Genomic DNA, 23,229 nt, shown 5'->3' on the forward strand with positions numbered 1-23,229 from the left:
CGCGCACGCAAAGCGGCGCGGGCGGCGGCCGTCATGGCGCGCGCCCGCGCGGTTCATTCGGGTCGGCGGCGGGCGGCACCAGGTGCTCGCCGCCGTCGACGGTCAGCGTCGCGCCGGTGATGCCGGACGCGTCCGCCAGGTAGCAGGCCGCCGCCGCGATGTCGTCGACGTGCGGCGCGTGTCCGCGCACGAGCGCCGCGACGCGCACCTTCGGCGCGAGCGCCAGCGCCAGCGCGGCGGTCGCGCGGTTCAGCGCGGCCTGCATCAGCGCGTGCGACAGCTGCCCGGGCGCCGGGTGAAACAGCGCCTGGTCCAGCACGTGGACCGCGCACGCGCGCAGCCCTTCGTCGGCGCGCGCGGCGTCCGGCGTCGCGGCTTCCAGCGCCCGGGCCAGCGCGAGCGGCGCGGCGACGTTGCGCGCGAGCGCGTCGGCGAGCGACGCATGGCTCGCCGAGTGCGCGTCGTCGGCGCCGGCCGGCGCGCTGTGGAACACGACGCACGCCGGCCGGCCGAGCGCCGCGCCGCAGGCCGCGACGAGTCCCGCCGCGTCGGCTTCGAGGGCCAGATCGGCATCGAGCACGGCTGCCCGACGTCCGAGCGCGCCGATCTCGACGGCGAGCGCGTCGGCCGCCGCGCGCGGCGTGCCGGGGCCTCGCTGCAGCGCGACGTCCCAGCCGCGCCGGGCGAACCCCGTCGCGAGCGCGCGTCCGATGGACGCGGCGTCGGCGGCGCTGTCCGCTGCGCCCGCGATGAGTACCACGCGCTCGGGCGACGTATCGGCTGAAACGGTCATTTACAATGCCGGGATGAACCCGAAAGCTCACGAACCCGCTAGTTTACCTGCTCCGGGCCCCGACGCGCTCGCGCAGTCCGAAACACTTGCCGCGCAACTGCGCGGCGACATCGCGGCGGCCGGCGGCTGGCTGCCGTTTGCCCGCTTCATGGAGACCGCGCTGTACGCGCCGGGCCTCGGCTACTACAGCGGCGGCGCGCGCAAGTTCGGCCGCCGCGCCGAGGACGGCAGCGACTTCGTCACCGCGCCCGAGCTGTCGCCGCTGTTCGCGCAGACGCTCGCACGGCCGGTCGCCGAGGCGCTCGCGGCGAGCGGCACGCGCCGCGTGATGGAATTCGGCGCCGGCACCGGCAAGCTCGCGGCCGGGCTGCTCGCGTCGCTCGACGCGCTCGAGGCCGAGGTCGACGAATACCTGATCGTCGACCTGTCCGGCGAGCTGCGCGAGCGGCAGCGCGACACGATCGTGGCCGCCGCGCCGGGCCTTGCGGCGAAGGTGCGCTGGCTCGACGCGCTGCCCGAGCGGTTCGAGGGCGTCGTCGTCGGCAACGAGGTGCTCGATGCGATGCCGGTGCGGCTGTTCGCGAAGGCGGACGGCGCGTGGCGCGAGCGCGGCGTCGCGCTCGACGCGCGGCAGGCGTTCGTGTTCGACGACCGCCCGGTCGGGCCGGCCGGGCTGCCGCCGGTGCTCGCGACACTCGAGGCCGCCGACGGCTACGTGACCGAGACGCACGAGGCGGCGCTCGCGTTCACCCGCACCGTCTGCTCGATGCTCGCGCGCGGCGCGGTGCTGCTGATCGACTACGGCTTTCCGGCGCACGAGTACTACCATCCGCAGCGCGACCGCGGCACGCTGATGTGCCATTACCGCCACCGCGCGCACGACGATCCGTTCCTGTACCCGGGGCTGCAGGACATCACCTCGCACGTCGAATTCTCCGGCATCTACGAAGCCGGCGTCGCGACCGGCGCGGACCTGCTCGGCTACACGTCGCAGGCGCGCTTCCTGCTGAATGCGGGCGTCACCGACGCGCTCGCCGCGATCGACCCGTCCGACGTCAGGCAGTTCCTGCCCGCCGCGAACGCGGTGCAGAAGCTGATCTCGGAAGCGGAGATGGGCGAGCTGTTCAAGGTGATCGCGTTTTCGCGCGGCATCGACGGCACGCTCGACGCGTTCGCGCGCGGCGATCGCTCGCACGCGCTCTGACGGGAGCGGACGATGCTGCGCTGGCTGATGGCGTCGTTCATCGCGGTGATGATCCTCGCGCGCTGCTGGCCGTGGCTCGGCAAGCTCGGCATCGGGCGGCTGCCGGGCGACGTGACGCTGACGCTCGGCGCACGGCGTTACCCGTTTCCGTTCATGTCGACGCTGGTGATCACGATGCTGGTGTCGATGGTGGCGCGGCTCGTCTGACGCGCGGCGGCGCACCTTGCGCGGCGGGCGGCGCGCCCGCCCGGCGCGGGCCGGGGCATCGCGCATGCGCGTCACCGCCCGGTCACAGCTCGATTTCGCCGAGGATCCGGTGCGCGAGCGCCTTCGCCTCGTTGAACGCTTCTTCCTCGTTGGGGCTCGTGGAATGGACGTCGTAGCGCACGTTCTCGGTCTCGTCCCCGTCGTCCCGGGTCAGGATCACGTAGCCCTGAAACTGCCCGCTGCTGGCATGCTGGGTGTGCGCCTTGGCCGTGTAGATGCCCTTCGTGAACGTGTTGGTGTCCATGCCGCTTCTCCCGCAATAGGACACTTCATCGTAGCACCGCGCCGCACCATGTACAGCGCTCCTTGTCAGTCGTCGAACAGCGCGACGACCTCGTCGAGCGTCGGCGCGTGCGCGCCCGTATGGCGGCACGCGGCGGCGCCGGCGGCGAGCGCGAACGCGAGGTGCGCGCGCCACGGCCGTGCGGGCGTCGCCATCAGGCTGAACAGCAGCCCGCCGATCGACGCGTCGCCCGCGCCGACCGTATCGGCGATTTCGACGCGCGGCGGCCGCGCTTCGTGAATCTCCCCATCCGCATACAGCGTCGCGGCCTGCGCACCGCGCGTGACGAGCAGCGTCGCGTGCGGATTCATCGCGCGCAGCGCCGCGATCGCGTCGGCTTCGCTGCTGCCGTCGAACAGGTGCCGCAGATCCTCGTCGGACACCTTGATCAGGTCGGCGAGGCCCGCCATCTTCTCGAGCGTCGGCCGGTACGCGGCCGTCATCAGGTTCCGGAAGTTCGGATCGAAGCTGATCTTCACGCCGCGCGCGTGCAGGTCGGCGGCGAGCGCGACGAGCGTGCCCGCGAGCGGCTCGCGCACGAGGCTGATGCAGCCGAAGTGCGCCCACTGCACGTGGTCGGCCCAGCCGGCCGGCAGGCGCGCGGGATCGAACGCGAGATCGGCGCTGGCCTCGCCGATGAAGAAGTAGGCGGGCGGCCGCGTCTCGTGGACGATCGCGAGGAGCGGCGGCCGCGCGACGCGCTGCAGGAAGCGCAGGTCGAGCCCGGCCGCGTCGCTCGCGTGCCACAGCGTGTCCGAGAAGCAGTCGTCGCCGATCGCGCCCGCGAGCGCGCTCGGCACGCCGAGCCGCGCGACCGCGCGCGCGACGTTCCAGCCGGCGCCGCCCGGCACCGACGTCCAGTGCGCGTCGCCGGCGCGCATCATGTCGGTCAGGATGTCGCCGGCGGAGACGAACGCCGGAAATGCGCCGCCCGTCATTGCGCCGCTCATTGCGTCGGTTCGCTGCGCGCCGCGCGCGCGAGCGTCGCGAGCACGTCGTAGCACGCGCCCATCGTGTGGTAGTCGGTCTTGCCGGCGGGGCTCTTCTCGTCGCTGTACTTGCGGTTGTCGCACGTGAGGATCCGGTACCACGCGCCGTAGCGGTGGTCGACGAAATGCGCCCAGCTGTAGCGCCAGATCTCGTCGTACCAGTCCCAGAAGCGCTCGCTGCCGGTGCGCGCGCCGAGCATCGCGGCCGCCGCGAAGGTCTCCGCCTGCACCCAGAAATACTTGTTGTGGTCGCAGATCGTGAAGTCGGGGCCGAAGCCGTAGCAGAGCCCGCCGTGATCGGCGTCCCACGCGTGCGCGAGCGCCGCGTCGAACAGCTCGGCCGCGCGCGGCACGAGCCAGTCGAGCGGGCGGTGCCGTTCGAGGATCAGCAGCAGCTTCGCCCATTCCGTCTGGTGCCCGGGCTGGAAGCCCCACGGCCGGAAGATGTTCGAGCTGTCTTCCTTGTTGTAGTCCCAGTCGACCGACCAGTCCGCGTGATAGTGCTCCCATACGAGCCCGCCCGACAGCGCCGCCTGGCGCTGCGTGATGTTGGTCGCGAGCTTTTCCGCGCGGTCGAGATAGGTGAGGTGGCCGGTCGCCTCGTACGCGGCGAGGAGCGCCTCGGTCATGTGCATGTTCGCGTTCTGGCCGCGGTAGCTCGACACGATCCAGTTCGGCGACGCGTCGTCCGCATACAGGCCCGCGGCGGCATCCCAGAAGCGGTGCTCGGCGAGCTCGTAGGTCGCGGCGATCAGCGGCCGCGCGTCGTCGATGCCCGCCATCGTCGCGTGCGCGGCGGCGAGCAGCACGAACGCGAGCCCGTAGCAGTGGCGCGTGCCGTCGAGCGTCGCGCGCTTCGCGCCGTCGCGCCAGTCGAGCTCCCAGTCATAGCCCTTCAGCTCGTCGTCCCAGTGCGCGTCGCGCAGGAAGCGCAGCCCGTGGCGCGCGTACTCGAGATGGCGCGGATCGCCGAAGTGGCGGTACGCCATCGCGTAGTTGAAGATGAACCGGCAACTGCTGACGAGGTGTCGCGACGTGCGGTTGTACACGCTGCCGTCGTCGCGGAAGTAGTGGTAGAAGCCGCCTGTCGGGTCGAGAGCGTTCGGCGCGTAGAAGCGCAGCGTGTCCTCGACGTGCGACAGCAGGAACGACGGATCGCGGAAGTTCGCGACGAACGGGGCCGGATGCGCATGCGCGGCCGGCATCGCCGCGCTCGAGTGGGCCGGGGGCGTAGTCATGATTCGGTGACCGTGGTGGCGAATGCCGGCGACGCGGCGGGTTGGCTGCTGGCCCTGACGATCAGCTCGACGGGCAGGCAGATCTCGGTGTGCTCGGGGGATTCGGCGAGCAGCAGCTCGACGCCGCGGCGGCCGAGCGCTTCCTTGTCGACCGCGAGCGTCGTGAGCGGCGGATGCGCGTGCGCGGCGGCCGGGATGTCGTCGAAGCCGACGATCGCGATGTCGTCCGGCACCCGCAGGCCGCGCGCGAGGCACACGCGCTGCGCGGCGAGCGCGGCCGCGTCGTTGTACGCGAACACCGCGTCGGGGTGCGGGCGCGGCGCGTCGAGCAGCTGCTGCATCGCGCGCGCGGCGCCCGTGTCGGGGTCGAGCCCGGCGTCGATCGTCACTTCGTACGCGGGATCGAACAGCCGTCCGGCCTCGAAGAACGCGCGCCGGTAGCCGATCGCGCGCTGCGTGATGCTGTAGTGCGCGGGCGAGCCGCCGATGAACGCGATGCGCGTGCGGCCGGTGGCGAGCAGATGGCGCATCGCGAGCGCGGCGCCGGTCGCGTTGTCGATGTTGACCGAGCGCAGCCCGGGCGCCCACAGGTCGATCAGCACGAGCGGGCGGCCGGTCGCGGCGAGCGCCTCGATCGTTTCCGGCTCCATGAAGCCGGCCACCGCGATCGCATCGGGCGCGTGCGTGCGCATCTGGCGCAGCACGTCGTCGTTCGGACCGACGGTGAGCAGCGTCGGCACGATGCTGCGCTCGCGGCACGCGTCCTCGACGCCGTGCAGCACGTGCGAGAAGAACGGGCTGGCGGGAAAGCTGTTGTGCTGGCGGTGCAGCAGGAACGTGAGCCGGCGGATGCGCGGCCGCAACTGTGCGGAATCGTAGCCGAGGCGCTGTGCGATCTCGACGATGCGCGCGCGCGTGGTTTCGGACAGGCCAGGCTGGTTTTTCAGCGCGCGGGACACGGTGCCGATCGAGACCTCTGCCGCCCGCGCCACGTCGCGAATGGTGGTACCCATCGTTCGAGATCCGGATTTGTTTAGGGTGACGGCGATTGTATAGTAAAACGCACCGGGAAATTCGTGCCTTATCCACTGAGGTGATCCGTAAATACCCGGATTTAAAGCACTAATCTGCGCCGGAGCTTTTACTAAAAATACTAAACAGGTGGTAGGAAGGGCAAGGTGGTCGCGCGACGCGCGGGCAGACCGGCAGGGCGGGTGGCGCTCGCGATCGGCAAGATCGGCAGCGACGGCGCGGCTACGCGTGTCGCCGGCCGGGCGCGACCGGTGTGTTGCCCGTCAGCGCCCGTCAGCGCGCGGCGGCTCGCCGCGCGCGAGCAGCGCCGCGCGGCCGGCGTCGAGATCGACGACCGCGAGCCCGTCGGGATGCTGCTTCGCGCGCCGCTTTGCGAGTGCGGCGACCGACGCGATCTCGTCGCTGCCGTAGCGCATCGCGCGGTGCGCGCCCGCGGGCACGCCGACCGCGCCGATCGCCATCGTCACGAAACCGAAGAACGCCGGGTTGCCGTAGCGGTCCTCGCCGCGCAGTCCGCCCGCGCGCTGGTCGGCCTGCGTGTAGAAGCGCTGCGCGCCGTCGTTGAAGTGCCGCATCGCGGCGGCCGCGCGCGCCTGCCAGTCGTCGCTCTGGAACAGCACGAGGAAGTCGTCGCCGCCGACGTGGCCGAGGAAGTCCCGCTGCGGATCGCAGATGCCGGCCAGCACGGTCGCGGCGAATTTCAGCACCTCGTCGCCCTGCCAGTACCCGTACTGGTCGTTGAACGGCTTGAACTGGTTCAGGTCGACGTAGCACGCGTGGAACCCGGCGTCGCGCTCGAGCAGGCGGTCGATGTGCGCGCTGATCGGGATGTTGCCGGGCAGGAACGTCAGCGGGTTCGCATAGCGCGCGGCCTCGATGCGCATCTCGGTCACCGCGCGCACGAGGCTCTCGCCGGTGCCGAGCCCGACGTAGCGGCCGTGCTCGGTGATCACGAAGCCGTCCGCGAGATAGCGCTGGTCGTTGCTCGCGAGCAGCGACGCGAGCTGCTCGACCGTCGTCGTGTTCTCGATCATCAGCGGCGCGTCGTTCGCGAACTGCAGGCACGGCTTCCGGCCGAACACCTCGCGGTGGTACGGCAGCGCGAAGCGGTCCATGAAGCCGCGGCGGTTCACGAGCGCAACGGGCCGCTCGTGCTCGACGAGCGCGACGGCATGCAGCCCCGGCATCCGGTTGAACAGGTCGAGCACGTCGTTGCTGGTCGCGTCGCGCGGCAGCGCAGGTGCGGCGACGAGCATTTTCGCGGCGATCGTGCCGGTCTGGCGCGCCGCGCGCGTCGTGCCGGGGAACACCGCGATATGCGGCGCGCGGATCGCGTCGCGTGCGGCCGCTGCGACGATCGGCGACGGCAGCGCTTGCGGGCGGCCGAGCAGGAAGCCCTGCACGCAGCAGATTCCCATGTCGCGCACGACGATCAGGTCGCGCTCGTGCTCGATGCCTTCCGCGATCAGCTGCGCGCCGCTCGCGTGCGCGAAGTGCTGCATCGCCCTGACCGCCTCGAACTTCAGCGGATCGAGCGCGATGTCGTGGATGAAGAAGCGGTCGATCTTCACGACGTCGGGATGCAGGCGCAGCCACAGGTTCATGCTCGCATTCGCGGTCCCGTAGTCGTCGAGTGCGAACTGGATGCCCGCATCGCGCAGCGACGCGAGCGCCGGCGCGATGTGCGCGAGATCAGGCGTCGCGTTCTGCTCGGTCAGCTCGATCACGATGCGCTCGGCGGCGATCTGCGTGCGCTCGAGCAGCGCGCGGGCGCGCTCGCGTTCGCGCGCGAGCTGCAGGATCGCACCTGCGCTGAAGTTGAGGAACAGCTTGCCGTCGCAGCCGAGCGCGGCGAATGCGTCGAGGCAGGTGACGGCGGCCGCATGCTCGAGCGCGACGGTTTCCCCTTCGCGCGCGGCCTGCGCGAACAGCGCGGCCGGCAGTTCGAGGGCGGTGCCGCGCGGGCCGCGGATCAGGCCCTCGTAGCCGATGACCGTGCCGGAGCCGAGATCGACGATTGGCTGGAACACGGCGGCGAGCGCGCGATCCGCGATCAAGCGCGACGTGCGGACGGCATCGGGAGCGGCTGTGAGGGCGGACATGGGCGGGGCGGCCAGATCGACGGAACGCCCGGCTTAACGGCACCGCTCAGCAGAAATTGAATGAAGATTTCGTGAAGCGATGCGCGATTCTGGTGCGTTGCGCCATGAGCGTGGCGTGCTGCCGTGCGTGGGGGCGCGGCAGCAGTCGGGAGAAATGCGAGCGAGTGCGTGTGGTCAGGCCGGCTGAGGTGAGCACTGCCGCCGAATGCACCGGCCCCCGCACGCGTGTCGGCTCGCGTCAGCGCTTGCCGCCGCTCAGCGCGCCTTGTGCGGGCGGTGCGGGCCCGTCGTTGCGCGCATCGCGCTCGAGGCTGCGGTCGCGCGCGACCCAGCGCCGCGCGAGCGCCGCGCAGGCCATCAGCTGGATCTGGTGGAACAGCATCAGCGGCAGCACGATCGCGCCGACCGCATGCGCGGAGAAAATCACCTTCGCCATCGGCACGCCGGCGGCGAGGCTCTTCTTCGATCCGCAGAAGATGATCGTGATCTGGTCGGCGCGATTGAAGCCGAGCCGCTTGCTGACGAACGCGGTCAGCAGCAGCGCGATCGCGAGCAGCAGCAGGTTCACTGCGAGCAGCCCGGCGAGGGCGCGCGGCGGGATCTGGTGCCAGAGGCCCTGGTTGACGGCCTCGCTGAACGCGACATAGACGACGAGCAGGATCGAGCCCTGGTCGACGAAGCGCAGCACGCCGCGGTTGCGCTCGATCCAGCCGCCGATCGCGCGCCGCAGCAGCTGGCCGGCGATGAACGGCACGAGCAGCTGCATCACGATGCTGCCGACCGTGCTCCATGGCGACGCGGACATGCCCGTCTGGGACGCGCCGGTCTGCGTCGTGATCAGCAGCCCGACGAGCGCGGGCGTGACGAAGATGCCGAGCAGGCTCGACGCCGATGCCGCGCAGACAGCCGCCGGCACGTTGCCTTTCGCGATCGACGTGAACGCGATCGACGACTGGACCGTCGACGGCAGCGTGCAGAGGAACAGCACGCCCGCGTACAGCGCCGGCGTGACGAGCGGCTGCAGCACGGGCTTGAGCGCGATGCCGAGCAGCGGGAACAGCGCGAACGTGCTGAGCAGCACGACCGCGTGCAGCCGCCAGTGCGTAGCGCCCGCGACGACGGCTTCGCGCGACAGCTTCGCGCCATGCAGGAAGAACAGCAGCCCGACGGCGATGTTGGTCGCCCAGTTGAACGCATGGGCGGCGCTGCCGCGGCAGGGCAGGAAGCTCGCGAGCACGACGCTGCCGACGAGGGCGAGCGTGAAGTTGTCGGGGAGGAAGCGGGGGCGGGCCATCGGGATCTCGATCGGAACGACAGGAATGCATGCTGCGCAGGCACAGGTACCCGTATTGTCGCGGCGGATCATTCAATAAACAAATTCATTGTGCGAATCGATTGATGATTCGATTGCATGATGGAAGCGGCGGCGCCGGTCCCGTCCGGATGACGAAATTGGCAGAAGAATGTCGCGCCGCGATGCGGCCCCGAGAGGGAAAAACGTAGCAGTAACATGGTGTTACACCGATGCCCGCGGCCTAACATTTTTTGGCTCGACACGATTTCGCCTCGCTCATAAATTACTGCTGAAAGGCTTGCGCCCGTCCATCCGGCGGGCTGCAGGGCGTAACCAGGCTTTGAACGATGACGGATCGGGTGAAACGGAAGATCGGACGGTGGGCAGCGGGCGTGCTCTGCGCGCTTCTGATGCCGCTCGCGCTCGCGCAGCCTCCGCACGGCGGACACGGGTTCGGCGGCGGCGGCATGCGCGCGTACGGCCAGCCGTCCGGCGGGTCACCTGTCTGGCGCCGGATCCCGCAGGGCGGCGGCGCGCCCGGCGGCGCCCGCTTCGGCGTGGGCGTGAACGGCTATGGCGGGGCCCGCTGGGGCCTGCGGCCGACGCCTTCCTATGGCCACTACGCCGCGCAGAGCCCGTACCGCCCGATCAGCGCCGATGCGCGCCAGGTGCCGCGTCCGCCGGGCGGCGGGAACATGCCGCTGCGCGCCGGGTCGATCCGCGCCGACGTCGCGCGCTACAACGAGGAGCGTGGCGGCCGGCCGCTGCCGCCGCCTCGTTCGCAGGAAGAGCCTGCGCATTCGCCGTTTTTCTCGCCGTTCTACCGAAACTGAGCGCGCTCGCGCTCTGTCCCCCGCCGATTGATGCAATTTTGCAACAGTCGGGCCCAGAATTCCGCTGATTTTCCTGCCGCGTTGCGCTATCTTTCGCGCCCGGCTCGCGCGTTGCGCACCGCCGTGCCGCCGCGCGGTCCGTCCGCGCGTGGCCGTCGCGCCCCGCCTGTCAAGGCGCCGACCGCGCGAAGTTAATGCCGCCGCTATACCCGCAATAAGCGCATGCATTTTTGACCGGACCAATGATCCGTAAAGATGGCTGCGCCCCAACACGACACGACGCAAGCATCGGCTCCGATAACAACGCTAGCGCCGCACGACTTCTTATCGACAATACCTGGAGATCCCATGAAAGCATTCGCCCGCCGTGCGTCGCGCACGTCCGTCAAGCTGATCGCGGCCGCCGCCTGCGTTGCCGCCACCGCCCCCGTCCATGCGCAATCGAGCGTGTCCCTGTACGGCCAGGTCGACGAATGGGTCGGCGCGACCAAGTTCCCGGGCAGCGATCGCGCATGGAACGTGTCGGGCGGCGGGATGTCGACGTCGTACTGGGGGATGCACGGGGCCGAGGATCTCGGCGGCGGCTACAAGGCGATCTTCACGCTGGAAAGCTTCTTCCGCGCGCAGAACGGCCAGTTCGGCCGCTTCCAGGGCGACACGTTCTTCGCGCGCAACGCGTACGTCGGCATCAGCGCGCCGTACGGCACCGTGACGGCCGGCCGCCTGACGACGCACCTGTTCCTGTCGACGATCCTGTTCAACCCGTTCTTCGACTCGTACACGTTCTCGCCGATGGTCTATCACACGTTCCTCGGCCTCGGCACGTTCCCGACCTATCCGAGCGACCAGGGCGCGGTCGGCGATTCGGGCTGGAACAACGCGGTGTCGTACACGTCGCCGCAGTTCGGCGGGTTCAACTTCGGCGCGATGTACGCGCTCGGCAACCAGGCCGGCGACAACGGCTCGAAGAAGTGGAGCGCGCAGTTCAACTATGCGAACGGTCCGTTCGCCGCAACCGCCGTCTACCAGTACGTGAACTTCAACAACGCGCCGCGCGACCTGAGCTCGCTCGTGACAGGCCTGAAGAGCCAGGGCATCGCGCAGGTCGGCGCGACCTACGACCTGAAGCTCGTGAAGCTGTTCGCGCAGTACATGTATACGAAGAATGACCAGGTCGTCGGCAGCTGGCACGTCAACACCGGGCAAGGCGGCGTGCTGGTGCCGCTCGGCGCCGGCAGCGCGATGGCGTCGTACGCCTACTCGCGCGACGGCGGCGGCCTGAACCAGACGCGTCAGACCTGGGCGGTCGGCTACGACTATCCGCTGTCGAAGCGCACCGACATATACGCCGCGTACATGAACGACCACATCAACAGCCTGTCGAACGGCAACACGTTCGGCGCAGGCATCCGCGCGAAGTTCTGACCCCGCGGGCATCCCGCCGCGCGATCCGTCCCGGATTCGCGCCTTGTTGCATTTTCCTGAACGGCGCCGCCTATTGCGGCGCCGTTTTGCCTTTGTTGACCTTTCGATTTCCTCACTTTTGCTACCCTATCTCGTAATTGCATGACTCTTTGGAATTGCGAGCTAGTTCGATGGATACCCTCGTCAGCATGAATGTGTTTCGCTACGTCGTCGAAGTGGGCAGCTTCGTCGGCGCGGCGGAGCGTATGCAGATGTCGGCTGCGATGGCGAGCAAGCACGTGATGCATCTCGAGCAGCAGCTCGGCGCGCGGCTGCTGCATCGCACGACACGTCGCGTCGCGCCGACCGAGGCGGGACGCGAATATTACGAGCGCCTGGTGCAGGCGCTGTCCGAACTCGACGAAGCCGGGCAGGCGGTCGGCGCCGCGAGCGTCGTGCCGCAGGGCCGGCTGCGCGTGACGTCGCTGTCCGCGTTCGGGCTGCGGCACGTGATGCAGGCGGTGACCGATTACGCGGACCGCTTCTCCGACGTGACGGTCGAGATCACGCTGTCGGACCGCGTCGTCGAACTGATCGACGAAGGCTACGACGTTGCCGTGCGCGCGGCGCCAAACGGCCTGAAGTCGTCGTCGCTCGTCGCGCGGCAGATCGCGACCGCGCACATCCTGCTCGTCGCATCCCCCGGGTATCTGGAGAAACGCGGCACGCCGCAGACGATCGCCGATCTCGCGCACCACAATTACCTGCGTCGCGACACGAATGCGACGATGCTCGATTCGATGCTGATCGACGCGGCTGCCGCGTCGCGCGTGAATCTGGGCGGCAACCTGATCGTCAATCATCTCGAAGGGCTGCGCGCGGCGGTGCTCGGCGGCGCGGGCATCGCGCTGCTCGGCACGGAAGTGGTCGGCGACGACCTCGAGGCCGGACGGCTCGTGCCCGTGCTGCTCGACGCGGTGCCGCCGCGCGAGCTGCCGATCTACGCGGTGTATGCGAGCCGCCGTCACGTGTCCGCGAAGGTGCGCTCGTTCGTCGACTTCCTCGCCGCGCGTTTCGAGGACCAGTCGCTGTGCCCGTCGATCGAGGCGCGCCTGCGCGTGCTGCCGATCACGCGGATCAAGCGCGCGGGCTGAGCCGCGCCATTTCGCCGCGAATGAAAAAGCGCGAACCGTGACCGGTTCGCGCTTTTGTTTTGTGTGACGTCCGGCGGGATGCGCGCATCAGCGCGCCCGCCCTGGCACGCTTGTCTCGCTCAACGGGCGATACCGAGCCGCGCCTTCGTGTCGTCGTATTCGCGCTTCAGCCGCTCGACGAGCGTCGCGACGCTCGGCAGGTCGTCCATCAGGCCGACGCCCTGGCCTGCGCCCCAGATGTCCTTCCACGCCTTCGCCTTGTCCCCGCCGAAGTTCATCTTGGTCTTGTCCGATTCCGGCAGCGCGTCCGGGTCGAGCCCCGCCTTCTCGATGCTTTCGCGGATGTAGTTGCCGTGCACGCCGGTGAACAGGTTCGTGTAGACGATGTCGGCCGCCTTCGCGTTGAGGATCGCATGCTTGTAGTCCTCGATCGCGTGCGCTTCCTGCGTCGCGATGAAGCGCGTGCCCATGTACGCGAGATCGGCGCCCATCGCCTGCGCGGCGAGGATCGAGCCGCCGTTCGCAATCGCGCCGGACAGCACGATCGGGCCGTCGAACATCCGCCGCACTTCGCCGACGAGCGCGAACGGCGACGTCGTGCCCGCGTGGCCGCCCGCGCCGGCAGCGACGAGGATCAGTCCGTCGACGCCCGCTTCTAGCGCCTTCTGCGCGTGACGCAGGTTGATCACGTCGTGCAGCACGATGCCGCCGTAGCTGTGCACCGCGTCGACGATCTCGCGCGACGGCGCGCGCAGGCTCGTGATGAAGATCGGCACCTTGTGGTCGACGCACACGCGGATGTCGTGCTCGAGCCGCGCGTTCGACTGGTGGACGATCTGGTTGACCGCGATCGGGCCGATCACCGCATCGGGATGCTTCGCCTTGTGGTCGGCGAGCTCGGCCTGGATCTGCGTGAGCCACGCGTCGAGCAGCTCGGCCGGGCGCGCGTTGAGCGCAGGAAACGAACCGACGATGCCCGCCTTGCATTGCGCGAGCACGAGTTCGGGATAGCTGACGATGAACATCGGCGACGCGATGACGGGCAGCGTCAGATGCTGCAGGACGGCGGGCAGTGCCATATGAAGTCTCCAGTGTCGGCCAGAGTGGGCGCTTCAGTGCTTCGTAGGCGGGAGCGGGTGCTTCATCATTTGCTCCGACCCCGACAGCGCGCTCTGGTCCCATGCAAAGCGGATCGTGGCCGTGTGCGGCGGCGCGTACGCGCGTTTCGAGTGTAGCCGCTGCAGAAGGCCTGCGGCACATTTTAATACGAACGATCGTGCGTTTGCTTGCGAGCTTAGCAAAACGTGCTGCGTGCACACAATCGAGTGAGTGCTCTCTTTCTACGAATTCGGGTATCCACGCCGCTGTGCGGTTCGGGACGCGCTCCTACAATAACCGCCTATAACAAACCAACGAGAAACAAGACCATGTCGTTCGAGACATTCGCACCATTTCGCGTCACGGTGCAGGACACCGACATCTTCGGTGTCAAAGGAGGCGCGGGGCCGCCGCTTCTGCTGCTGCACGGCCATCCGCAAACCCACATGATCTGGCATCGCGTCGCCGCGACGCTCGCGAACCATTTCACGGTGATCGCGACCGACCTGCGCGGCTACGGCGCATCGGGCAAGCCCGCGAGCGATGCGCAGCACACGCCGTACTCGAAGCGCGCGATGGCGGCCGACCAGGTCGCGGTGATGCGGCAGTTCGGCTTCGAGCGCTTCTACGTGTGCGCGCACGATCGCGGCGCGCGCGTCGCGCACCGGCTCGCGCTCGATCACCCCGACGCGGTCGAGCGGATGATGCTGCTCGACATCGCGCCGACGCTCGCGATGTACGAGAAGACCGATCGCGCGTTCGCGACCGCGTACTTCCACTGGTTCTTCCTGATCCAGCCCGAGCCGCTGCCGGAGACGCTCGTCGGCGGCAACACCGACGCGTACATCGAGCGCGTGATGGGCAACCGCTCGGCGGGCCTCGCGCCGTTCGCGCCGGAGGCGCTCGCCGCGTATCGCGCGGCGCTCGCGCAGCCGGGCGCCGTGCATGCGATGTGCGAGGACTACCGCGCGTCGGCGACGATCGATCTCGAGCACGACCGTGCGGATCTCGAGCGCGGCACCAAGCTTGCGTGCCCGCTGCGCGTGCTGTGGGGCGAGAACGGAATCGTCGGCCGCTGCTTCGATCCGCTCGACGAATGGCGGCACGTCGCGCGCGACGTCAGCGGCCGCGCGGTCGACTGCGGACATTACATTCCGGAAGAGGCGCCGGTCGAACTGATCGACGAAATCCTCGCGTTCTTCGAGGCGCGTGATCCGGCTGCATGAGCCGGTCGCATGAGCCGATTGCATGCACCGGCCGCGTGAGCGGCACGGCACTGCGGCGGTGCGGCGGGCGGTGCGTCAGTGGCGCGCCGCGTCGTCGTCCGCGAGCGGCGGCAGCCGGCGCGGCACGGGCGTCGACTTGACGATCGCGGTGCTGGTTTCAGCGCGCTCCGTCACCTTCGACAGGATTCCGTCGAGCTGCTCGATCGTACGCAGGTAGAGCCGGCAGATGAAGCAGTCGTCGCCCGTCACCTTGTCGCATTCGACGAATTCGGGAATGCGCCGCAGCAGTTCCTCGACGAGATGCAGCTGCCCGGGCAGCGGCTTCACGCGGACGATTGCCTGCAGCGTATAGCCGAGCGCGCGCGGATCGAGCTCGACCGTGAAGCCGGCGATCACGCCCTGCGCTTCGAGGCGCCGCACGCGGTCCGCGGTCGCGGGCGCCGACAGGCCGACCTGCCGCGCGAGTTCGCTGGTGGCGATGCGCGCGTCGTCGGCGAGCGCGGCGAGGATCGCACGGTCGGTCGCGTCGAGCGTCGCGACCGCGGGCGGGGAAAGGCGTTTTGGCATGATGACTTTGCTTTCGAAGGTGAAACGGCGGATTCGCTTCAGTTTAGTCGTGGAGATCGCGAAAGCAAGTTCCTAGAATCGAAGTCATCCGATCCTTCAACGGGAACTGTGATGGCTTCGAACGAAATTCGCCGCGGCGCCGCCGAGATGGTCGTCGCGATGCTGATGTCCGGCACGATCGGCTGGCTCGTGATGTCGTCGCACCAGCCGCTCGCCAATGTCGTGTTCTTCCGCTGCGTGTTCGGCGCCGCGACGCTCGCGATCGTCTGCGCGGCGTTCGGGTTCCTGCGCCGCTCGCTGTTTTCGCCGCGCATGCTGCTGCTCACCGCGGCGGGCAGCGTCGCGATCGTCGCGAACTGGCTGCTGCTGTTCGCCGCGTACTCGCGCGCATCGATCTCGATGGCGACCGCCGTCTACAACACGCAGCCATTCATGCTCGTCGCGCTCGGCGCGATCGTGTTCCGCGAGCGGATCACTGCGTCGACGCTCGTGTGGATGATGCTCGCGTTCGTCGGCCTCGTCTGCGTGGTGCGCGTCGAGCCGGCCGTGCTCGCGATGCCGGGCGAGTACCTCGAAGGCGTGGCGCTCGCCATCGGCGCGGCATTCCTGTACGCAGTGTCGTCGATCATCACGAAGCACCTGAAAGGCACGCCGCCGCATCTGCTCGCGCTGCTGCAGGTCGGGCTCGGCGTCGTGATGCTCGCGCCGTTCGCGCACTTCGATACGCTGCCCGCGACACCCGCGCAGTGGCTCGATCTCGTCGCGCTCGGCATCGTGAACACGGGCGTGATGTACGTACTGCTGTACGGCGCGATCCAGAAATTGCCGACCGCGATGACGGGTGCGCTGTCGTTCGTCTATCCGGTGGTCGCGATCGCGGTCGACCGCATTGCGTTCGGGCAGACGCTCGCATGGACGCAGGTGCTCGGCGCGCTGCTGATCCTGCTCGCGGCGGCTGGCGTCAACCTCGGCTGGCGCATCGTGCCGGCGCGCCGCGCGCTCGTCCGGAACTGAAGCGGCCGTGCGATTCGCGCGGCCGCCAGCGCTTGCCGGCGGGGTGCGCCGACGGCGCGGCGGCACGGCGCGCGCATGCGTGCCGAAGTCCGATGCGGGGGAGTGAAACGGGCTGTAAGAAGTTGTAGGGAAACACCCGATGCGATGCCGTCGGCGTCGCTCGTATGATGGGTGCTGTGACGTTGATCACGTTCACAGGATTCCGATTCGAGATGCCGTTCGCCCGACAGGCTGAACGGCATTTTTTTTATGCGTCGCTCGCCGCCAGCGCACGCCGCGCATCGAGCCGCGCGAGCACCGCGCGCCTCGCGTCGTCGTCCGACGCGCGCCACGCCTTGATTTCATCGCGGGTCCGCAGGCAACCCGCGCACCATTCGGTGCGCGGATCGATCCTGCACACGCCCGTGCACGGCGACGCGACCGCGCTTTCCGGCACGTCGCTCATGCGGTTTCGCGCAGCGCGACGTCCGCGATCGGCGCGCCGGTCAGCGTGACGAGTTCCTGCGGCGACAGATTGAACACCGCGTGCGGATGGCCGGCCGCTGCCCACAGGCTGTCGAGCGCGAGCAGGTCGGCGTCGATCAGCGTGACCGGCTCGACAAGATGGCCGATCGGGCATACGCCGCCGATCGCGTAGCCCGTGTTGTCGCGCACGAATTTCGCGTCGGCGCGGCCGACCTCGCCGACCTGCGCGGCGACCTTCTTCTCGTCGACGCGGTTCACGCCGCTCGCGACGACCAGCACCGGCGCGCCGTCCGCCTGGCGGCGGAACAGAATGGATTTCGCGATCTGCGCGACCGAGCAGCCGAGCCCGGCGGCGGCCTCGGCCGACGTCTTGCCGGTTTCGGCGAGCATCACGATGCCTTTCGCGTGGCCGCGCTCGCGCAGCAGCATCGCGACGCGCCGCGCGGAATCGGGGAGGGAATCGAGTGAAGCAGGTGTCGTCATATTGGGCAATCCGTTGGAGTCGGGCACGTTCCCGTCACTGAAAAATTCGTTCTGGCGGCCGGCACAAGCCCGCGATTGGCGGGAACAGGCCCCTGGGGTCAGACGCAGCTCGACGCATCGGCCGCGCTTTGCGCCTTCGCGAGCAGCGCGCGGCCGGCGCGCGACACGTTCGCGCGGCCGATCGCGTTCGAGATGAACTCGCCGGCGGCGACGACCTGCGCGAGATCGACGCCCGTGTCGATGCCGAGGCCCTGCATCAGGTACAGCACGTCTTCGGTCGCGACGTTACCGGTCGCCCCCTTCGCGTACGGGCAGCCACCGAGGCCTGCGACCGACGCGTGGAAGATTTCGATCCCTTCGAACAGCGCCGCGTAGATGTTCGCGAGCGCCTGGCCGTAGGTGTCGTGGAAGTGGCCCGACAGGCGCTCGCGCGGAAACACGCGCGTGACGGCCGCGAGCACTTCGCGCGTGCGGGTCGGCGTGCCGACGCCGATCGTGTCGGCGATGTCGATCTCGTCGCAGCCGAGCGCCGCGAAGCGCTCGACGACGTCGACGACCGATGCGACCGGCACGTCGCCCTGGTACGGGCAGCCGAGCGAGCACGACACGCTGCCGCGCAGCCGCAGGCCCGCGTCCTTCGCGGCCTTCGCGACCGGCTCGAAGCGCGCGATGCTCTCGGCGATGCTGCAGTTGATGTTCCGCTGCGAGAACGCTTCGCTCGCCGCGCCGAAGATCACCACCTCGTCGGCGCGCGCGGCGAGCGCGCCCTCGAAGCCCTTCAGGTTCGGCGTGAGCACCGAGTAGATCGTGCCGGCGCGCCGCTCGATGCCGGCCATCACGTCCGCGCCATCGGCCATCTGCGGCACCCATTTCGGCGACACGAACGAGGCGGCTTCGACATTGCGGAAGCCGGCGCGCGACAGGCGGTCGACGAGCGCGATCTTCACGTCGGTGGGCACGAAGGTCTTTTCGTTCTGCAGCCCGTCGCGCGGGCCGACTTCGACGATCTTGACGGCGGTGGGGAAGGTCATGGCTGTCTCCGGTTATTTGAAAAAGGCAATTCAGTAGCCGCGCGCGTAGTCGACGATGCCCGTGACCGGCTCGCCGCGCTCGAATGCGCGGATCTTGCCGGCGATCTGCGTGGCGGCTTCCGCGCGCAGCGTCTCGGCCGAGCTGTGCGGCGTGATTGTGATGCGCGGCGCGTGCCAGAACGGATGGTCTTCCGGCAGCGGTTCGTGCTGGAACACGTCGAGCGTCGCGGCCGCGATTCGGCCGCACGCGAGCGCGTCGAGCAGGTCGGCTTCGACGAGATGCGCGCCGCGCGCGACGTTGATCACGTACGCGCCCGGCGCGAGACGCGCGAACAGGCGCGCGTCGAGGATCCCGTCGGTGTCCGGCGTGCTCGGCAGCAGGTTGACGAGCACCTTCGCGCCGTCGACGCATGCGTCGAACTCGGCCGAGCCGGCAAACGTCGCGATGCCGTCGAGCTGCTTCGGACTGCGGCTGTAGCCGCGCACCGGCAGTCCCAGCCCGGCGAGTGCGCGCGCGACCTGCGTGCCGAGCACGCCGAGGCCGAGCACGGCGACCGTGAAGGTCGCGCGCGGATGCGGCTCGAGCACCTGCCAGCGGCGCACGCGCTGCAGCGTCTCGTATTCGTCGAAGCGGCGCAGGTAGCGCAGCACCGCGTGCGTCACATATTCGATCATCTGCTGCGCCATGCCCGAATCCTCGAGTCGCACGAGCGGCACGTCGCGGCGCAGCGTGCCCGGATGCGCGCGCTCGAGCGCGAGCAGCGCGTCGACGCCGGCGCCGAGGTTGAAGATCGCGCGCAGGCCGTCGCGCGGTGCGAACAGTTCACGCGGTGCACGCCACACGAGCGCGTAGTCGGCGGCGGCCGCATCGCCCGGCTGCCACACGCGAAGCTCGGCTTCGGGCAGTGCCTGCGCGAGCTCGGCGCGCCATGCGTCGGCTTCCTGGTAGGACGAGTAGAACAGGACTTTCATGCGGGTCACTTCGCGAACAGCTGGCCGATGTCGGCGAACGCCTTGAATTCGAGCGCGTTGCCGCATGGGTCGAGGAAGAACATCGTCGCCTGCTCGCCGACCTCGCCCTTGAAGCGGATGTGCGGCTCGATCACGAAGCGGGTGTGCGCGGCCTGCAGCTTGTCGGCGAGCGCATGCCATTCGTCCATCGACAGCACGACGCCGAAGTGGCGCACCGGCACGTTGTCGCCGTCCACCGGGTTGACGGCGCTCGCGCCCGTTTCGTCAGGCGCGAGGTGCGCGACGAGCTGGTGGCCGAAGAAGTCGAAGTCGACCCAATGATCCGAGCTGCGGCCCTCCGGGCAACCGAGCAGGCCGCCGTAGAACGCGCGGGCGTCGGCGAGGCTCGACACGGGAAATGCGAGATGGAACGGGCGCAGCGCGCCGGAAGGCGTAGCGGGCATCGGGTGTCTCCATTCTGGAACCCCACATTCTACGGTTTCGCGGGCGGTTGCGTCGCCGCGACCCGCGCAGGGCGCGGAAACGGCGGATACGCGGCCGATGCACGGCCGAAGCGCGATTCGCCGCGCGCACCCGCCCGCCGAAAAGCAAAGCACAAAATATTGGTTCGGCCGCCATGCGCCGCGCGCCACAATCGGACCTCGTCTACCAGCCAGCGAGGGTGATCATGATGCGCGCATGCAGCAAAACGGCGTGGCCGCCGCGGCTCGTCACCGTTCCCGGCCTGCACGGCAGCGAGGGTGCTCACTGGCAGACCTGGCTCGAGCGGCAGTTCCCGCGTTCGCTGCGGGTCGAGCAGGACGACTGGGACGCGCCGGACCTCGCACGCTGGGCGCAGTCCGTGCGCGCGCTGCTCGCACGCGAGCGCGGCCCGTTCGTGCTCGCCGCGCACAGCTTCGGCTGCCTCGCGGCCGCGCACGCGCTCGCGCAATGGCCGCATGCGGGCGACGTCGCCGGCGTGCTGCTCGTCGCGCCCGCGAGTCCGAGGAAATTCACGTTCGCGGGGCCGTTCGACGCGCGTCGCCTCGCGGTGCCGTCGATCGTGATCGGCAGCGAGACCGACCCGTGGATGCCGCTCGGCGACGCGCGCGCGCTCGCGCAGCGGCTCGGCAGCGCGTTCGTCAATCTCGGCGACGCGGGCCACATCAACACCGCGGCCGGCTTCGGGCCGTGGCCGCGCGCGAAGTACTTCGTCGACACCCTCGTGCATTGCGCGGCGCCGCTGCGCTTTCGCGAGGAGGCGGGGGAGTTCGGGCCGGCGTTCGCCGGCGGGGCGCTCGCGCATGCGGTGTGACGCATCGAGCATTCGAAACGTCGCGCGTCACGCATGGGTGCGCGGCGACGACGCGGGCGATTGATCGCTTCGTGTCCCCCTTCGGGTTCCCGATAGTGCGGCCCCGATCGCGGGCGACGCCGCGCCGGGCATGAGGCGCGAACGACTGCGCGGCGGCAACCGTTACCGAATCAACTCGCTGCAGCAGGGATCGATGTCCGCCCTGCCGGCGGCCGCTCGATGCGTACCGCTGGAAACTGCAGATCAGCCGGGTGTCGATGCTGCGGCGGCCGGTGCCGCGCCCGGCCCGCTGGCAGCGGGTTTCGCGGCGTCGTCGTCATCGTCGGGCGGGTAGTGGACGACGGGCGGCGCAAGCGGGGCGGCAGCGTCCGACGCGGCGTTGCCGCCGGGCGCGGCGCTGTTGAACGCGCTTGCCGCGCCGGCCGATGCGCCGGACTGCTGCGTCCCGTCGGCCGCGTGCGCATCGTGCGGGGCATCGTCGCTGCACGCGGCGGCGAACATTGCGGCACCAAGGGCAAGGGCGGTGGCAACGCGGCGCATTACATGTCTCCAATGGGGTTGATCTCGAACGTCTGCGAGTATGCCGATCCGATGAGGCGTTTCGGTGAATCGTTTGCGCAGCTGGCGTGATGCCCGGAATTCACTCCTTGAAGTGACGAATTGCTTTCGGACGGATGCGTCAGCGGCGCGGCGTGCGGCGGCGCACCTCGCTGCGCAGCCAGTCGAGCCAGGTGCGGATCGCCGTTTCCTTCGGATGGTCGGGACGCCAGACGACATAGTGCGCGTATACGTCGGTCACGCGGATCGTCGACACGCGCACGAGCGTGCCCGCCGCGAGTTCCGGCTCGATCAGCGAGCGGCGCGCGAGCGCGACGCCGCGTCCGCTCAGTGCCGCATCGATCAGCGCGTTCGCGTCGGTGAAGCGCGGCGCGCGCGCGGATTCGGTGAGGTCGAGCCGCGCGGCTTGCAGCCACGGCTCCCATGGCTGCGCGGGATGCCGCAACAGCGTCGCGCGCACGAGATCGGCCGGCGCGCGCGGCAGCACGCCGTCGCGATTGCGGTACGCGGGGCTCGCGACCGGAAAGATCGTCTCGTTCATCAGCTTCTCGGCGACGACGCCCGGCCACGTGCCGGGGCCGTAGCGCAGCGCGACGTCGATGCGGTCGCGCTTGCGCAGCGGCGCGAGCGCGGCATCCGGATGCAGCATGATGTCGATGTGCGGATGCGCGGCCGCGAAGCGCGGCAGGCGCGGCGCGAGCCAGCGCTCGGCGACGCTCGGCAGCACGCTGACGTCGAGCGTGACCGCGCGCGAGCGCGGCCGGCTGCGGGCCGCGAGCGCCGGCTCGAACGCGCGTTCGAGCACGCTCAGGCCCTGTCGCACCTGCAGCGCGAGCGCGTGGGCCGCATGCGTCGGCGTCGCGCCGCTGCGTTCGCGCGTGAAGAGCGGATAGCCGAGCTGCGCCTCGAGCGCGCGGATGTGCTGGCTCACCGCGCCCTGCGTGAGCGCGAGCGCGTCGGCCGCGCGTGTGAAGCTCTGCAGCCGCACGGCGGCCTCGAATGCGCGCAGCGTCTGCAGCGGGGGAAGATGGATCGGTCGCATGGCGCGTATTAGTAGCACTAATGCCCGAGCACGACAATTCATCGTTTGCCGGCGCCGAGCCCGCGTTCCTACACTCGCTGCCATCTTCCACACGGCCTCCATGGCAACGTCGACATGAACACCTATCGTCTCTACTACTCGCCGGGCGCCTGTTCGCTCGCGACGCACATCGCGCTCGAGGAAACCGGCGCGCCGTTCGATACCGAAGTCGTGTCCGTCAGGCACGGCGACAACCTTGGCGAACGCTATCTGGTGACCAATCCGAAGGCGCGCGTGCCGGCGCTCGCGATTCCCGGCGAATCGCGCGTGCTGACCGAAACGCCCGCGATCCTCGGCTACCTCGCGCGCCGTCATCCCGACGCACGGCTGCTGCCGCTCGACGATCCGCTGCGCGAGGCGCGCTGTCAGGAATGGCTCGCGTGGCTCGTCGGCTGGGTACACGGCGTCGGCTATGGCGCGCTGTGGCGGCCGGGCCGCTTCGTCGACGATCCGGCCGTGCATGGCGCGATCAGCGCGCATGGGCGCGATGTGATCGACGCCGCGAACGCGACGATCGAAGCGGCGCTGGCCGACGGACGCGAATGGGCCGAGCCGGGCGGCTTTTCGATCGTCGATCCGTTCCTGCTCGTGCTGTATCGCTGGGGCGCGGCGATCGGGCTCGACATGACGCGGCACGTCGCATGGAGCGCGCATGCGCAACGCGTCGCCGCGCGGCCGGCCGCGCAGCGAGCGCTGGCACAGGAGGGGCTCTGACGCCTTGATGCGCAGCACGGGGCGAATGCCGCGCGTGACAGGCGGCGCGCGTGCGTTCCGTCCAGTAGTCGGCTCCCGGTCGCGCGCGTGCGGCGCGACCGGGAGCCGATGCCTGCCCGCTCGGGATGCGGGC

General features: G+C 69.6%; 25 protein-coding genes. 9 read left to right on the top strand and 16 right to left on the bottom strand.

Features of this window, described 5'->3' with window-relative positions; genetic code table 11:
* Positions 1 to 31: 31 nt before the first annotated feature.
* The gene (locus ACV229_RS14265; RefSeq protein WP_448083765.1) at positions 32 to 793 is read right to left on the bottom strand and encodes an SDR family oxidoreductase; all 762 of its coding nucleotides are present in this window, start codon (positions 791 to 793) and stop codon (positions 32 to 34) included.
* Between the two features lie 13 nt (positions 794 to 806).
* Here ACV229_RS14265 and ACV229_RS14270 point away from each other — a divergent pair, with 13 nt between their 5' ends.
* Positions 807 to 1,997, top strand: coding sequence for a class I SAM-dependent methyltransferase (locus ACV229_RS14270; RefSeq protein WP_448083766.1), 1,191 nt, complete (start codon positions 807 to 809; stop codon positions 1,995 to 1,997).
* A 12-nt stretch (positions 1,998 to 2,009) separates the two neighbouring features.
* Positions 2,010 to 2,204, top strand: coding sequence for a DUF2905 domain-containing protein (locus ACV229_RS14275; protein WP_448083767.1), 195 nt, complete (start codon positions 2,010 to 2,012; stop codon positions 2,202 to 2,204).
* Positions 2,205 to 2,286: 82 nt separating this feature from the next.
* On the opposite strand, the gene ACV229_RS14280 is transcribed toward ACV229_RS14275, so the two are convergent.
* From ACV229_RS14280 to ACV229_RS14305, 6 genes are all read right to left on the bottom strand, one after another.
* Positions 2,287 to 2,508 carry a hypothetical protein gene (locus ACV229_RS14280; RefSeq protein ID WP_448083768.1) on the bottom strand — a complete coding sequence of 74 codons (222 nt, stop codon included), beginning with the start codon at positions 2,506 to 2,508 and terminating at the stop codon, positions 2,287 to 2,289.
* Positions 2,509 to 2,573: 65 nt separating this feature from the next.
* Complete coding sequence (locus ACV229_RS14285) at positions 2,574 to 3,485, bottom strand: carbohydrate kinase family protein (RefSeq protein ID WP_448083974.1); 912 nt, start codon at positions 3,483 to 3,485, stop codon at positions 2,574 to 2,576.
* Between the two features lie 8 nt (positions 3,486 to 3,493).
* Positions 3,494 to 4,774, bottom strand: coding sequence for an AGE family epimerase/isomerase (locus ACV229_RS14290; RefSeq protein ID WP_448083769.1), 1,281 nt, complete (start codon positions 4,772 to 4,774; stop codon positions 3,494 to 3,496).
* The gene (locus tag ACV229_RS14295) at positions 4,771 to 5,787 is read right to left on the bottom strand and encodes a LacI family DNA-binding transcriptional regulator (RefSeq protein WP_448083770.1); all 1,017 of its coding nucleotides are present in this window, start codon (positions 5,785 to 5,787) and stop codon (positions 4,771 to 4,773) included. The genes ACV229_RS14290 and ACV229_RS14295 overlap by 4 nt, the downstream gene beginning before the upstream one ends.
* A gap of 282 nt (positions 5,788 to 6,069) precedes the next feature.
* A complete protein-coding gene (locus ACV229_RS14300; protein WP_448083771.1) occupies positions 6,070 to 7,908 on the bottom strand; it encodes an EAL domain-containing protein in 1,839 nt (612 codons plus the stop codon).
* Between the two features lie 238 nt (positions 7,909 to 8,146).
* Positions 8,147 to 9,202: a bile acid:sodium symporter family protein gene (locus tag ACV229_RS14305; protein ID WP_448083772.1), complete on the bottom strand. Its 1,056-nt coding sequence runs from the start codon at positions 9,200 to 9,202 to the stop codon at positions 8,147 to 8,149.
* A 347-nt stretch (positions 9,203 to 9,549) separates the two neighbouring features.
* Here ACV229_RS14305 and ACV229_RS14310 point away from each other — a divergent pair, with 347 nt between their 5' ends.
* The 3 genes from ACV229_RS14310 (at position 9,550) to ACV229_RS14320 (ending at position 12,593) form a co-directional block, all read left to right on the top strand.
* Entirely contained in the window at positions 9,550 to 10,035 is a 486-nt protein-coding gene (locus ACV229_RS14310) for a peptide-binding protein (protein WP_448083773.1), read from the top strand.
* Positions 10,036 to 10,383: 348 nt separating this feature from the next.
* Positions 10,384 to 11,460 carry a porin gene (locus tag ACV229_RS14315; protein ID WP_448083774.1) on the top strand — a complete coding sequence of 359 codons (1,077 nt, stop codon included), beginning with the start codon at positions 10,384 to 10,386 and terminating at the stop codon, positions 11,458 to 11,460.
* A 170-nt stretch (positions 11,461 to 11,630) separates the two neighbouring features.
* Positions 11,631 to 12,593, top strand: a complete 963-nt coding sequence (locus ACV229_RS14320) for a LysR family transcriptional regulator (protein ID WP_448083775.1) — start codon at positions 11,631 to 11,633, stop codon at positions 12,591 to 12,593.
* A gap of 119 nt (positions 12,594 to 12,712) precedes the next feature.
* Here ACV229_RS14320 and ACV229_RS14325 read toward each other — a convergent pair whose 3' ends face one another.
* Complete coding sequence (locus tag ACV229_RS14325) at positions 12,713 to 13,672, bottom strand: NAD(P)H-dependent flavin oxidoreductase (RefSeq protein WP_448083776.1); 960 nt, start codon at positions 13,670 to 13,672, stop codon at positions 12,713 to 12,715.
* 348 nt (positions 13,673 to 14,020) lie between these two features.
* On the opposite strand from ACV229_RS14325, the gene ACV229_RS14330 reads away from it, so the two are divergent.
* Positions 14,021 to 14,917 (top strand): alpha/beta fold hydrolase, encoded by an 897-nt coding sequence (locus ACV229_RS14330; protein WP_448083777.1) that lies wholly within the window; start codon positions 14,021 to 14,023, stop codon positions 14,915 to 14,917.
* Positions 14,918 to 14,992: 75 nt separating this feature from the next.
* On the opposite strand, the gene ACV229_RS14335 is transcribed toward ACV229_RS14330, so the two are convergent.
* Entirely contained in the window at positions 14,993 to 15,484 is a 492-nt protein-coding gene (locus ACV229_RS14335) for an Lrp/AsnC family transcriptional regulator (RefSeq protein WP_448083778.1), read from the bottom strand.
* Positions 15,485 to 15,595: 111 nt separating this feature from the next.
* On the opposite strand from ACV229_RS14335, the gene ACV229_RS14340 reads away from it, so the two are divergent.
* Positions 15,596 to 16,498, top strand: coding sequence for a DMT family transporter (locus ACV229_RS14340; protein WP_448083779.1), 903 nt, complete (start codon positions 15,596 to 15,598; stop codon positions 16,496 to 16,498).
* A 247-nt stretch (positions 16,499 to 16,745) separates the two neighbouring features.
* On the opposite strand, the gene ACV229_RS14345 is transcribed toward ACV229_RS14340, so the two are convergent.
* The 5 genes from ACV229_RS14345 to ACV229_RS14365 form a co-directional block, all read right to left on the bottom strand.
* Positions 16,746 to 16,943: a DUF1289 domain-containing protein gene (locus ACV229_RS14345; RefSeq protein WP_448083780.1), complete on the bottom strand. Its 198-nt coding sequence runs from the start codon at positions 16,941 to 16,943 to the stop codon at positions 16,746 to 16,748.
* Entirely contained in the window at positions 16,940 to 17,446 is a 507-nt protein-coding gene (locus tag ACV229_RS14350; protein ID WP_448083781.1) for a YbaK/EbsC family protein, read from the bottom strand. Before ACV229_RS14350 ends, ACV229_RS14345 begins: the two co-directional genes overlap by 4 nt.
* A 98-nt stretch (positions 17,447 to 17,544) precedes the next feature.
* Complete coding sequence (locus tag ACV229_RS14355) at positions 17,545 to 18,477, bottom strand: hydroxymethylglutaryl-CoA lyase (RefSeq protein WP_448083782.1); 933 nt, start codon at positions 18,475 to 18,477, stop codon at positions 17,545 to 17,547.
* Positions 18,478 to 18,507: 30 nt separating this feature from the next.
* Entirely contained in the window at positions 18,508 to 19,449 is a 942-nt protein-coding gene (locus ACV229_RS14360) for a 2-hydroxyacid dehydrogenase (RefSeq protein ID WP_448083783.1), read from the bottom strand.
* A 5-nt stretch (positions 19,450 to 19,454) separates the two neighbouring features.
* A complete protein-coding gene (locus ACV229_RS14365) occupies positions 19,455 to 19,892 on the bottom strand; it encodes a VOC family protein (protein ID WP_448083784.1) in 438 nt (145 codons plus the stop codon).
* Positions 19,893 to 20,119: 227 nt separating this feature from the next.
* Between ACV229_RS14365 and ACV229_RS14370 the strand changes: the two genes are divergently transcribed.
* On the top strand, positions 20,120 to 20,743 hold the full coding sequence (locus ACV229_RS14370) for an RBBP9/YdeN family alpha/beta hydrolase (protein ID WP_448083975.1): 624 nt from the start codon (positions 20,120 to 20,122) through the stop codon (positions 20,741 to 20,743).
* 243 nt (positions 20,744 to 20,986) lie between these two features.
* Here the strand turns inward: ACV229_RS14370 and ACV229_RS14375 are convergent, their stop codons facing one another.
* Entirely contained in the window at positions 20,987 to 21,283 is a 297-nt protein-coding gene (locus tag ACV229_RS14375) for a hypothetical protein (protein ID WP_448083785.1), read from the bottom strand.
* A gap of 139 nt (positions 21,284 to 21,422) precedes the next feature.
* Complete coding sequence (locus ACV229_RS14380; protein ID WP_448083786.1) at positions 21,423 to 22,343, bottom strand: LysR substrate-binding domain-containing protein; 921 nt, start codon at positions 22,341 to 22,343, stop codon at positions 21,423 to 21,425.
* A gap of 114 nt (positions 22,344 to 22,457) precedes the next feature.
* Here ACV229_RS14380 and ACV229_RS14385 point away from each other — a divergent pair, with 114 nt between their 5' ends.
* The gene (locus ACV229_RS14385; protein WP_448083787.1) at positions 22,458 to 23,096 is read left to right on the top strand and encodes a glutathione S-transferase family protein; all 639 of its coding nucleotides are present in this window, start codon (positions 22,458 to 22,460) and stop codon (positions 23,094 to 23,096) included.
* The last annotated feature ends 133 nt before the right edge of the window (positions 23,097 to 23,229 follow it).

The organism is Burkholderia sp. MR1-5-21 (assembly GCF_053427715.1).